The sequence below is a fragment of the Rhodococcus sp. MEB041 genome (assembly GCF_030208955.1).
Lineage (GTDB): Bacteria > Actinomycetota > Actinomycetes > Mycobacteriales > Mycobacteriaceae > Rhodococcoides.
In genome coordinates, this window is record NZ_JARVSZ010000005.1 from 904,803 (window position 1) to 916,794 (window position 11,992).

Sequence of the window (11,992 nt, forward strand, 5' to 3'; positions counted from 1 at the left end):
CCCGCGGGCAGCCGTGAGCCGATAGCCTGGAAGCCGATCATCAGCCGACAGGAGTGGCATCACACAATGACGACATCGACATCCCCCGACATTTCGAGCACCGAGGCGCTGCAGGCGGACATCCGCGGTGGCATCGAGTTCAAGGTCGCGGATCTCTCGCTGGCTGAGTACGGCCGCAAGGAGATCGGCCTCGCGGAGCACGAGATGCCCGGCCTCATGTCCCTGCGTCGCGAGTACGCCGACGTGCAGCCGCTGAAGGGTGCACGGATCTCCGGGTCGCTGCACATGACGGTCCAGACCGCCGTCCTGATCGAGACGCTGGTCTCGCTCGGAGCCGAGGTGCGGTGGGCATCGTGCAACATCTTCTCCACCCAGGATCACGCCGCCGCCGCGATCGTCGTCGGACCCCACGGCACGCCCGAGGATCCGCAGGGAATCCCGGTGTTCGCCTGGAAGGGCGAATCGCTGGCCGAGTACTGGTGGGCCGCCGAGAAGATGCTGACCTGGCCGGTCGCCGAGGACGGCACTCCCCGCCACGCCAACATGATCCTCGACGACGGCGGAGACGCCACGATGCTGGTTCTGCGCGGTGCGCAGTTCGAGAAGGCCGGCGTCGTGCCGCCCGTCGACGAGGACCGCGACTCCGACGAGTACAAGGTCTTCCTCGGACTGCTCCGCGAGTCGCTCGCGCAGGACGCCACCAAGTGGACGAGCATCGCCGAGTCGGTCAAGGGTGTCACCGAGGAGACCACCACCGGCGTGCTGCGCCTGTACCAGTTCGCCGCGGCCGGCGAGCTGACCTTCCCGGCGATCAACGTCAACGACTCGGTCACCAAGAGCAAGTTCGACAACACCTACGGCACCCGCCACTCGCTGATCGACGGCATCAACCGCGGCACCGACGTGCTGATCGGTGGCAAGAAGGTCCTGATCTGCGGCTACGGCGACGTGGGCAAGGGCAGCGCCGAGTCGCTGGCCGGTCAGGGCGCGCGCGTCCAGGTCACCGAGGTCGACCCGATCAACGCGCTCCAGGCGCTCATGGACGGGTTCGACGTCGTCACGGTGGACGAGGCGATCGGCAAGGCCGACATCGTCATCACCGCGACGGGCAACAAGGACATCATCACGCTCGACCACATGCGGTCGATGAAGGACAAGGCCATCCTCGGCAACATCGGCCACTTCGACAACGAGATCGACATGGCCGGTCTCGAGCGGTCCGGTTCGACACGCATCAACATCAAGCCGCAGGTCGATCAGTGGATCTTCTCCAGCGGCAAGTCGATCGTCGTCCTCTCGGAGGGTCGTCTGCTGAACCTCGGCAACGCCACCGGTCACCCGTCGTTCGTCATGAGCAACAGCTTCTCCAACCAAGTCATCGCGCAGATCGAGCTGTGGACCAAGCCGGACGAGTACGACAACGAGGTCTACCGCCTGCCGAAGCACCTCGACGAGAAGGTCGCCAAGATCCACGTCGAGGCTCTCGGTGGCACGCTGACCAAGCTCAGCAAGGAGCAGGCCGAGTACATCGGTGTCGACGTCGAGGGCCCGTACAAGCCCGAGCACTACCGGTACTGACACTCGGTCCCGTAGGACTCGACAGGCAGGAGTGGAGTCGATGGGCACTCTCATCGCGATCGAGGGCGTCGACGGAGCAGGCAAGTTCACGCTCTCGTCCCGCCTCACGCACGCGTGGGAGGCCGCCGGCGTGGACGCCGTCCGCGTCGGTTTCCCCCGCTACGGGGAGTCGATCCACGCCGACCTGGCCGCCGAGGCGCTGGCCGGTGAGCACGGCGATCTCGCCGCCGGGGTGAACTCGATGGCAGTGCTGTTCGCCCTCGATCGTGCCGGTGCGGTGTCCGACCTCCGTCGGATGCTGCACCGGCACGACGTGGTTCTGCTCGATCGCTACGTCGCGTCCAACGCGGCGTACTCTGCCGCGCGGGTCCACCAGGACGCGGACGGTGCGATGGTCGAGTGGGTGCGCGCGCTCGAGTTCGATCGCCTCGTCCTGCCGCGTCCCTCCGCCCAGATTCTCCTCGACGTTCCGGTCGAGGTCGCGGAGCATCGCGCGCGTGGTCGGGAGCAGGAGGATCCGTCGCGGGCCCGCGACGCGTACGAGCGCGACGGTGGTCTCCAGGCCCGTACCGCGGCGGTCTACGCGGGACTCGCGGCCTCGTCGTGGATGTCGCCGTGGTTCGTCGTGAACGGCGCGCAGGCGGACGGTGAGCAGGTCGACGTGACGAGACTCGCCGCCGAACTTCTCAATCAGACTGCGGAGTACGACGGGATGACACGATAGTCGTCATGAAGCCACGAATTCTGGTCGTCGACGACGATACGGCTCTTGCCGAGATGCTCACCATCGTGTTGCGCGGTGAGGGATTCGAGCCGTTCGTGGTGGGAGACGGCACCCAGGCGCTGTCCGCCGTCCGGGAGAACCGACCGGATCTGGTGCTGCTCGACCTGATGCTCCCCGGTATGAACGGCATCGACGTCTGCCGCGTGCTGCGGGCGGACTCCGGTGTGCCGATCGTGATGCTCACCGCCAAGACCGACACGGTCGACGTCGTGCTGGGACTCGAGTCCGGCGCCGACGACTACATCATGAAACCCTTCAAGCCGAAGGAGCTCGTGGCGCGCGTCCGTGCGCGCTTGCGACGCACCGAGGAGGAGCCGGCCGAGCTCCTGTCGATCGGCGACGTCGTCATCGACGTTCCGGCGCACAAGGTCACCCGCGACGGCTCGCTCATCTCGCTGACGCCGCTCGAGTTCGACCTGTTGGTGGCGCTGGCCCGCAAGCCTCGACAGGTCTTCACCCGCGAGGTGCTGCTCGAACAGGTGTGGGGATACCGGCACGCCGCCGACACCCGCCTCGTGAACGTGCACGTCCAGCGACTGCGCGCCAAGGTGGAGACGGATCCGGAGAACCCCGAGGTGGTTCTCACCGTGCGCGGTGTCGGGTACAAGGCCGGCCCGCCGTGATCGGAGCCGATCGACTGCGGGACGGTCGGTGATCTTCACGTCCCGCTCCCGTCGACGCATCAACGGAACCTTCTCGCCTCTGGTGCGATGGTCCCGGTCCATGTGGGCTGCCGCCGGTCACGCGTGGCGTCGGTCGCTGCAGTTGCGCGTCGTCGTGTCGACGCTGACGCTCTCCCTCATCGTGATCACGATCCTCGGCGTCGTGCTCACGAGTCAGATCACGGATCGACTTCTCGACACCAAGATCGACGCCGCCACGAAGGAGCTCGATCGCGCGCGTGCGTCCGTCGAGAGCCAGTTGGCGGGCGACGACTCGACGTCGATCTCGAACCGTCTGGAGCTCGCTCGGTCCGGTCTGACGAGCCGGGACACCGAGAGCGGCGCGGACAGCACGTCCGCCGGCACGTTCGACCCCGTGCTCATCGTCCCCGGCGACGGAGCCCGCGACGAGCTGTTCACCGGTCCCGCCGACCAGATCCCGCAGACGTTGCGCTCGTTCGTCCAGGCCGGCCAGGTGAGCTACCAGTACGCGACCGTGTCGGAACCGGACGGCTACTCGGGTCCGGCCCTCATCGTCGGCAGTCCCACCGCGTCGGACCTCTCCACCCTCGAGCTGTACCTGGTGTTCCCCCTCGCGGGAGAGGATCGCAGCCTCGCCCTCGTGCGCGGAACCCTGCTCATCGGCGGTGCGGTCCTGCTGGTGCTGCTCGCGGCCATCTCGATGCTGGTCGCCCGGCAGGTGGTGGTCCCCATCAGATCGGCGTCGCGCATCGCGGTGCGCTTCGCGGACGGCCGGCTCAAGGAACGGATGCCGGTGCGCGGCGAGGACGACATCGCCCGGCTCGCCATGTCGTTCAACGAGATGGCCGAGAGCCTGTCGAAGCAGATCACCCAGCTCGAGGAGTTCGGAAACCTGCAGCGCCAGTTCACGTCCGACGTCTCGCACGAGCTGCGAACGCCGCTCACCACCGTCCGCATGGCCGCCGAGCTCATCCACGACGCCAGTGAGAGTCTCGATCCGCTGCTCAAGCGCTCGTCCGAGTTGCTGGTCGCCGAGCTGGACCGTTTCGAGACACTGCTCAACGATCTGCTCGAGATCTCCCGCCACGACGCGGGCGTCGCCGAACTGGCGTCGGAGCAACTCGATCTCCGTATGTGCGCCCGCGCCGCGGTGTCCACCGTGCGGCACCTCGCCCGCGAGACGGGCACCGAGCTGATCGTCGACATGCCCGACGAGCCGGTCAACGCCGAGGTGGACCCGCGCCGTGTCGAACGCGTGCTGCGCAACCTGTTGGCGAACGCTCTCGACCACGGGGAGGGCAAGCCCGTCCTGCTGCGCCTGCGCGCGGACGACGACGCCGCCGCCTTCGTCGTGCGGGACCAGGGTGTGGGACTGCGCCCCGGTGAGGAGAAGCTCGTGTTCAACCGCTTCTGGCGGTCGGATCCGTCCCGCGTGCGACGTTCGGGCGGTACAGGCCTGGGGCTCGCCATCAGTCTCGAGGACGCCCGCCTGCACGACGGCAAGCTCGAGGCCTGGGGCGAACCGGGCCAGGGCGCCTGGTTCCGCTTCACGCTGCCGCGCGTGCGTGGTCGCAAGGTCGTGTCCAGCCCACTGCCGCTGCGACCCGCGGGCCGCAGGTACGCACAGGGACAGCCGCTTCCGGCGGCGCGCCCGACGAGTGTCGGCGCCACGGCGGGGGAGCAGCGACCGTGAGAGACCGCACCGTGCCGCGGCGACGAGCCGCCCTCGTGGCGTGCGTGGCCGCGCTCGCGCTCGTCGCGTCCGGATGCGCGTCGTTGCCCGCGTCGTCTGCGCCGCAGGCCATCGGCACCGTCGCGCGGGGGCCCGTCGAGCAGGAACTCCCCGTTCCCGCCGCGGGTCGTGAACCCAATCTTCTGGTCCGCGATTTCGTGAAGGCCAGCACCGATCCGGCGGACGACCACGCGGGTGCACGTCAGTTCCTGACGGCGAACGCCGCCTCGGAGTGGAACGACGGCGCCAGCGCGATCGTCGTGGACAAGGTGGACGTCCTCGAGGACTCTCGGTCGAGTGACGCCGCGCAGTACACGATCCGAGCCAACCGGGTGGGGCAGCTCGATCAGGGTGGGCAGTACCGCGCCGAGCAGGGATCGTTCGAGACCCAGGTGACGCTGGCCCGCGAGGACGGCGAGTGGCGGATCGACGAGCTGCCGTCCGGAGTCGTCATGGACCGCACCCAGTTCCTCACCTCCTACCAGCGCAAGTCGCTGTACTTCGTCGATCCCACCGGCACCGAACTGGTGCCCGATCAGCGTTGGGTGAACACCACGCAGGACCGGATGACAGAGACCCTGACGGCACTGCTGCAGGCGGGTCCGCGACTGTCGCTGGAGCCGGCGGTGCGCAACGTGTTCAACGGTGTCACCACAGCCGGTCCCATCACGAAAGCCGACGGGCGTACCTCGGCCGTCGGCATCGGTCTCGGCGGTGTCCGCATCGACTTCCGGGGCGCCGGTGCGCTGGACCGCGCGACCCGCGAACTACTTGCCGCGCAGATCATCTGGACACTGGCCGAGGCCGAGGTGTCGGGTCCCTACGTCCTGCTCTCGGACGGCGCGCCGTTGGACCCGAACTATCCGGACGGCTGGACCACCGCCGAGGTCGCAGAATTCGATCCGTTGGCGGTGACGGGTGCCGACGTGGGCCTGCACGCACTGCGCAACGGCGGGCTCGTCCGCATCGGAACCGACGGCGTGACACCGGTTCCCGGCTACTTCGGCACCGTCAACAACATGCGGTCCATCTCGTTGTCCAGCGACGGAACGCTCGTGGCGGCCGTGTCGGACACCGGTCGTGCGGCGCCGCAGCCGCCCGACGCGCTGCTCATCGGCTCCTACGGCGGCAACGCCTTCCCGGTCGCGGAGGGTGGCTCGATCACCCGGCCCACCTGGGGTCCCGACCGAGACGCCGTGTGGGCCGTCGTGGACGGCACCGTGGTCAAGCGCGCCGTCCGCGACCCGGCCACCGGACAGGTGTCGGTGGTGGACGTCGATTCCGCCGACATCGCCGAGCTCGGCGGCCAGATCACCGAACTTCGGCTCTCCCGCGACGGGGTGCGAGCGGCTCTCATCGTGGACGGCGCCGTCTACGTGGCGGTGGTGGTGCGGCGCGCCGACGGCACCTACGCACTCCGCGAGCCCGAGGCGGTGGCCAACGGTCTGGCGAGCGCGGCGCTGTCCCTGGACTGGAGCACCGGTGACACGGTGGTCGTGGCCCGAGCGGCGACCGACATCCCGATCGTGCAGGTGGCCGTCGACGGCTCACGTCTCGACGGGCTGCCCAGCCGCAACCTCACCGCTCCCGTCGTGTCCGTCGACGCCTCCGCGTCGAGCACCTACGTGGCCGATTCGCGCGCCGTGTTCCAGATCGACGACAGCGACCCGGCGAGTGACCGCTACTGGCGCGAGGTGCCCGGCCTGACCGGCACGAAGTCCGTGCCTGTCCTGCCGGGCTGACGAGCGGCGAACTCTGTCGGAGCCCCGCGACACAGTGTGCCGGTGCCGATGACCCTGCTGGACCTCATCCTGCCCCGCGAGTGCGGCGGCTGCGCCCGTGTCGACGCCTCGTGGTGCCCCGCCTGCGCCTGCGCGCTCGACGCGGCGCCGGGGTCGGTGCGGCCGCGTGTCGATCCCGGGGTGCCGTGCTGGGCGCTCGGCCCGTACGCCGGCCCGCACCGTGCGTCGATCCTGGCGATGAAGGAACGCGGTCGGCGGGATCTCGCGGCACCGCTCGGGGTCGCCCTCGCCGCCGCCGTGACGCGCCTGCGCGACGCCGGGGAGATCGATCCACCCGAGCTGTCGCCCCTCGTGCTGGTCCCGGCCCCGTCCCGACGCCGCGCGGCACGGGCGCGCGGTGGTGATCCGATCCTGCGTACCTGCCGCCGTGTCGCGCGGGTGCTCGCACCGGAGGACGTGCGCGTCGTGTCGGTGCTGCGGGTGGACGCGCGGGTGCGTGACTCCGTCGGTCTCACCGCCGACGAGCGTGCGGACAACCTGCGGGGGCGGGTCCGTGTCCGGAGCGGGGGCATCGCCGCGATCGGTCGCGGACCGGTGCTGCTCGTCGACGACGTGGTGACCACCGGAACCACCACCGCGGAGTCGGTGGCGGCACTGCGACGGTCCGGTGTCGGTGTCGACGCGGTGCTCGTTCTCGCCGCCGTGCGCTGACGTCGCAGTGCCTGTCCCGGTGCCGGAAAGGGAGCCTGAAAAGGTCCCGTGAATATCCCGTGAACAGTGGCAGACCACCCGGGGAGCGACTACGGTCAGGGCCACGATCGATCCTCGCTACCGGGTCTGGAGGTGATGCCTCACCACCGAAGGCGCCGGGCGGTCCGCGCTCCGGTGTCACCGTTCTTCCGCTGCGCCAGAAGCGATCTCGGCGCGGCCTCTATCGGGAGGTACGTATGACGACAACGTCACCAGTGACGACTGCACACACGAGCACCCACCGGGTGCACGCGCATCCCCGCGAAGCTCACGCCCATGGTCCGGAGCAGAACGACTCCACCGCCCTCGACTCGACCGACACCACTGCGGATTCCGTCTACTTCGACGATGCACCCAGTGCCGTCCCGGCCGACGACAGCTCGAGCGCCGAACCCGCCGCCGAGGTCGTGGTCAAGGGTCGCAACGTCGAGATACCCGACCACTTCCGCCTGTACGTCTCCGAGAAGCTCGCTCGCCTCGAGCGCTTCGATCCCACCATCCATCTGTTCGACGTCGAGCTGTTCCACGAACGCAACCGTCGTCAGTCCAAGAGTTGCCAGCGAGTCGAGATCACCGTGCGGGGCAAGGGGCCCGTCGCGCGTGCCGAGGCCTGCGCGGACAGTTTCTACGCCGCCCTCGAGTCGGCGACCACCAAGCTCGAGAGTCGACTCCGACGGACGAAGGACCGCCGCAAGGTCCACTACGGGGAGAAGCGGCCCGTGTCGGTGGCCGAGGCGACCGCCGCGCTCGTCGAGGAGGCCGTCACTGCCCCCGTCGAGGAGGCGCCCGCCGTCGACGACCACGCCACCGAGGGCCCGGGCACCGTGGTGCGCGTCAAGGAACACCCGGCCGTGCCGATGACCGTCGACGACGCCCTGTACGAGATGGAGCTCGTGGGCCACGACTTCTTCCTGTTCCACGACAAGGAGTCCGACCGGCCGTCGGTCGTCTATCGCCGCCACGCGTTCGACTACGGACTGCTGCGTCTGTCCTGACGCTCGCACCGCCGCGCCGACCACATCGGGCGTCCGCTCCGGCGGGCGCCCGGTGTCGTGCGCGGAACATCCGGTGTGCCTCACAGCGCGCTGTCAGGCTCGACGCCTACGATGGTTCCGCCGGGAGACCGACGAGGTCTCTTCGCATCGAACTGCGCCCCCCGTGTGGACGGGCTCGGTTCACGCCCCACGTACCCGATATTGAGGACGAATAGCCCGTGCCGACGTTGTCGTTGTCCAAGTTGCTCCGTGTCGGTGAAGGTCGCATGGTCAAGCGGCTGAAGCACATCGCCGACCACGTGTCGTCCCTGTCGCCGGACGTCGAGTCCCTGTCGGACGCCGAACTGCGTGCGAAGACCGACGAGTTCACGAAGCGGCACCAGGACGGCGAGAGCCTCGACGAACTGCTGCCCGAGGCGTTCGCGGTCGCCCGCGAGGCGTCCAAGCGGGTGCTGTCCCAGCGCCACTTCGACGTCCAGGTCATGGGCGGTGCCGCGCTGCACTTCGGCAACGTCGCCGAGATGAAGACCGGTGAGGGTAAGACCCTCACCTGCGTCCTCCCGGCGTACCTGAACGCGCTGTCCGGTGACGGCGTCCACGTCGTCACGGTCAACGACTACCTGGCCAAGCGTGACTCGGAGTGGATGGGCCGCGTTCACCGCTTCCTCGGACTGAGCGTGGACGTGATCCTCTCGGGCATGACGCCCGCCGAGCGGCGTGCCGCCTACGCGGCCGACATCACGTACGGCACCAACAACGAGTTCGGTTTCGACTACCTCCGCGACAACATGACGCACTCGCTGGACGACCTGGTCCAGCGCGGACACAACTTCGCCGTGGTGGACGAGGTGGACTCGATCCTCATCGACGAGGCCCGTACCCCGCTGATCATCTCGGGCCCCGCGGACGCGTCGTCGAAGTGGTACCCAGAGTTCGCCCGCATCGCCCCCATGATGAAGAAGGACGTCCACTACGAGGTGGACATCAAGAAGCGCACGGTGGGTGTGCACGAGGCGGGCGTCGAGTTCGTCGAGGACCAGCTGGGCATCGACAACCTGTACGAGGCCGCCAACTCGCCGCTGGTGAGCTACCTGAACAACGCCATCAAGGCGAAGGAGCTCTACCAGCGCGACAAGGACTACATCGTCCGAGACGGCGACGTCATCATCGTCGACGAGTTCACCGGCCGCATCCTGGTGGGGCGCCGCTACAACGAAGGCATGCACCAGGCCATCGAGGCCAAGGAGAAGGTGGAGATCAAGGCCGAGAACCAGACCCTCGCCACGATCACGCTGCAGAACTACTTCCGTCTGTACGACAAGCTCTCCGGCATGACCGGTACCGCCGAGACCGAGGCGGCCGAGCTGCACCAGACGTACTCGCTCGGTGTCATCCCCATTCCCACCAACCGCCCGATGGTGCGTGTGGACAACGGCGACCTCATCTACAAGAGCGAGGAAGCCAAGTTCAGTGCCGTCGTCGACGACGTCGTCGAGCGGCACGAGAAGGGTCAGCCGGTTCTGATCGGTACCACCAGTGTCGAGCGCTCGGAGTACCTGTCCAAGCAGTTCACCAAGCGCGGTGTCGCGCACAACGTGCTCAACGCCAAGTTCCACGAGCAGGAGGCGACCATCATCGCCGAGGCCGGCCGGTCCGGCGCGGTGACGGTGGCCACCAACATGGCGGGTCGAGGAACCGACGTGGTGCTCGGCGGCAACCCGGACATCATCGCGGACCTCGCGCTGCGCGGGCAGGGGCTCGATCCCGTCGAGTCGCCGGAGGAGTACGAGGCGGCGTGGGAGCCCACGCTGGAGAAGGTCAAGGACCAGGTCCGCGAGGATGCGGACAAGGTCCGCGACGCGGGCGGTCTCTACGTCCTCGGTACCGAGCGGCACGACTCGCGCCGTATCGACAACCAGTTGCGCGGACGCTCGGGTCGTCAGGGCGACCCGGGGGAGAGCCGGTTCTACCTGTCGCTCGGCGACGAGCTGATGCGCCGATTCAACGGTGCCGCTCTCGAGTCGATCATGACGCGACTCAACCTCCCGGACGACGTCCCGATCGAGGCCAAGATGGTCTCCAAGGCCATCAAGAGCGCGCAGACGCAGGTCGAGCAGCAGAACTTCGAGATCCGCAAGAACGTCCTCAAGTACGACGAGGTGATGAACCAGCAGCGCACCGTCATCTACGAGGAGCGTCGCCGCATCCTCCGCGGAGAGGACATGGAGGGCCAGGTCGAGCAGATGATCACCGACGTGGTCACCGCGTACGTCGACGGCGCCACCTCGGAGGGCTACGTCGAGGACTGGGACCTCGAACAGCTGTGGACCGCGCTGAAGACGCTCTACCCGGTGGGCGTGCAGCACACCGACCTCGCAGCGGAGAACGAGTTCGGCGAGAAGGGCGACCTGTCGCGGGACGACCTGCGCGAGGCGCTGCTCGAGGACGCCCGCGCGGCCTACGCCACGCGTGAGGCGGAGATCAACGAGATCGCGGGCGAGGGCGGTATGCGCGAGCTCGAACGACGGGTGCTGCTGTCCGTGCTCGACCGCAAGTGGCGTGAGCACCTCTACGAGATGGACTACCTCAAGGAGGGCATCGGTCTGCGCGCGATGGCGCAGCGCGATCCCCTCGTCGAGTACCAGCGCGAGGGCTACGACATGTTCACCGGCATGCTCGACGGGTTGAAGGAGGAGTCCGTCGGGTTCCTCTTCAACCTGCAGGTCGAGGCGGCGGCGCCGAGCCCCGCGGCCTCCGCGGGCCTGCAGGTGGGCGCGGGACTGCAGTCGCCCGTCGCAGCCCGACCGGCGCCGGCAGCGCAGGCCGCCCCTGCAGCGCAGGCCGCCCCCGCGGCGCCGGCGCAGCGTCGACCCGAACCCACGCCGGAATCGGCGCCCGAACCGCGGCCCGCCGCACCTGCCGCGCTGCGCGCCAAGGGGTTGGACGACGAGTCGACCGGTCGCCTGACGTATTCCGGTCCCGACGAGACGGGCGGCACCTCGGTCCGCCGCGCCGGGTCGGGGTCGCCGACGGGCGAGTCGAGCTCCGGCACCCGACGCGAGCGCCGCGAGGCGGCTCGGGCCGGGGTCAAGCCGGTCAAGCGCGCACCGAAGGCCAAGCGGCGCAAGTGATCTGCTCGTCCGGGGGCGGCGACCGCCGCCTCAGGACAGGCGCAGGCTCGTGAGCACCCAGGCCGGACCGGTGGTGTTGCGCCGTGCCGTCAGTCGTGCCGCGACGGCGAACACGCGGTCACCACGCGAGTAGGTGCCGAAGACCTCGACGTCGCCGTGCCCGGCGCCGTCGGGCACCGGACCGGCGGCGCGCACGTGCATGGTCCGGACGACGGCGACACCGAGTGTTCGGCCCGGCACGGCCGCCGTCGACAGGGCTGTCGCCATTCCGACCATGGCCGGTGACAGCACCGCGCGCAGGGACGCCGCGGGTCGGCGGCGGTCCACCACCTCGAGTGTCAGACGCAGGACGCGATCGGCGACGTGCCGCGCCGCGGCGGCGGTGCGCGCGTCGGCCTCCGACGGTCCGACGACGGGCCGGGTCGGTCGCGAGGTCGATCGTCCCGAGTGCGGGCCGGGGCGCGGCGACGAGAGCGCTCGGCCCGCGGACCGGGTCGTCGGGCGTGCACGCGTGGGAGTCGCGCCGACCTCGGGTGGCTCGGATCTCGGCAACCGCGCCACGTGAACGACCTCCGATGTCATGCGTTCCCCTCCATGCTCGTACCTGTGCGGCCACGGCCGGTGTGCGGCGAGTGT

Annotated in this window: 9 protein-coding genes; 8 read left to right on the plus strand and 1 reads right to left on the minus strand. The window is 69.1% G+C overall.

Features of this window, described 5'->3' with window-relative positions; genetic code table 11:
- Nucleotides 1–66 precede the first annotated feature (66 nt).
- The 8 genes from ahcY to secA all read left to right on the plus strand — a co-directional run bounded on the left by ahcY (nucleotide 67) and on the right by secA (nucleotide 11,356).
- The gene (gene ahcY, locus QRN16_RS18405; RefSeq protein ID WP_037186733.1) at nucleotides 67–1,578 is read left to right on the plus strand and encodes an adenosylhomocysteinase; all 1,512 of its coding nucleotides are present in this window, start codon (nucleotides 67–69) and stop codon (nucleotides 1,576–1,578) included.
- Nucleotides 1,579–1,618: 40 nt separating this feature from the next.
- Complete coding sequence (locus tag QRN16_RS18410; protein ID WP_222638677.1) at nucleotides 1,619–2,302, plus strand: dTMP kinase; 684 nt, start codon at nucleotides 1,619–1,621, stop codon at nucleotides 2,300–2,302.
- 5 nt (nucleotides 2,303–2,307) lie between these two features.
- The gene (gene mtrA / locus QRN16_RS18415) at nucleotides 2,308–2,985 is read left to right on the plus strand and encodes an MtrAB system response regulator MtrA (RefSeq protein ID WP_027506869.1); all 678 of its coding nucleotides are present in this window, start codon (nucleotides 2,308–2,310) and stop codon (nucleotides 2,983–2,985) included.
- A gap of 28 nt (nucleotides 2,986–3,013) precedes the next feature.
- The gene (gene mtrB / locus QRN16_RS18420; protein ID WP_027506868.1) at nucleotides 3,014–4,699 is read left to right on the plus strand and encodes an MtrAB system histidine kinase MtrB; all 1,686 of its coding nucleotides are present in this window, start codon (nucleotides 3,014–3,016) and stop codon (nucleotides 4,697–4,699) included.
- Nucleotides 4,700–4,710: 11 nt separating this feature from the next.
- Nucleotides 4,711–6,480 (plus strand): MtrAB system accessory lipoprotein LpqB, encoded by a 1,770-nt coding sequence (gene lpqB, locus QRN16_RS18425; RefSeq protein WP_027506867.1) that lies wholly within the window; start codon nucleotides 4,711–4,713, stop codon nucleotides 6,478–6,480.
- Nucleotides 6,481–6,528: 48 nt separating this feature from the next.
- Nucleotides 6,529–7,191, plus strand: a complete 663-nt coding sequence (locus QRN16_RS18430; protein ID WP_285189044.1) for a ComF family protein — start codon at nucleotides 6,529–6,531, stop codon at nucleotides 7,189–7,191.
- 446 nt (nucleotides 7,192–7,637) lie between these two features.
- Complete coding sequence (gene hpf / locus QRN16_RS18435; RefSeq protein ID WP_027506865.1) at nucleotides 7,638–8,225, plus strand: ribosome hibernation-promoting factor, HPF/YfiA family; 588 nt, start codon at nucleotides 7,638–7,640, stop codon at nucleotides 8,223–8,225.
- A gap of 218 nt (nucleotides 8,226–8,443) precedes the next feature.
- Entirely contained in the window at nucleotides 8,444–11,356 is a 2,913-nt protein-coding gene (secA, locus tag QRN16_RS18440; protein ID WP_056447791.1) for a preprotein translocase subunit SecA, read from the plus strand.
- Between the two features lie 30 nt (nucleotides 11,357–11,386).
- Here secA and QRN16_RS18445 read toward each other — a convergent pair whose 3' ends face one another.
- Nucleotides 11,387–11,938, minus strand: a complete 552-nt coding sequence (locus tag QRN16_RS18445; protein ID WP_285188837.1) for an Rv3235 family protein — start codon at nucleotides 11,936–11,938, stop codon at nucleotides 11,387–11,389.
- Nucleotides 11,939–11,992: the final 54 nt, after the last annotated feature.

What these genes read in the sequence shown, in the direction of transcription:
- ahcY (WP_037186733.1), top strand. Translation starts at nt 67, where the DNA reads ATGACGACATCGACATCCCCCGACATTTCGAGCACCGAGGCGCTGCAG.
- QRN16_RS18410 (WP_222638677.1), top strand. Translation starts at nt 1,619, where the DNA reads ATGGGCACTCTCATCGCGATCGAGGGCGTCGACGGAGCAGGCAAGTTC.
- mtrA (WP_027506869.1), top strand. Translation starts at nt 2,308, where the DNA reads ATGAAGCCACGAATTCTGGTCGTCGACGACGATACGGCTCTTGCCGAG.
- QRN16_RS18430 (WP_285189044.1), top strand. Translation starts at nt 6,529, where the DNA reads ATGACCCTGCTGGACCTCATCCTGCCCCGCGAGTGCGGCGGCTGCGCC.
- QRN16_RS18445 (WP_285188837.1), bottom strand. Translation starts at nt 11,938, where the DNA reads ATGACATCGGAGGTCGTTCACGTGGCGCGGTTGCCGAGATCCGAGCCA.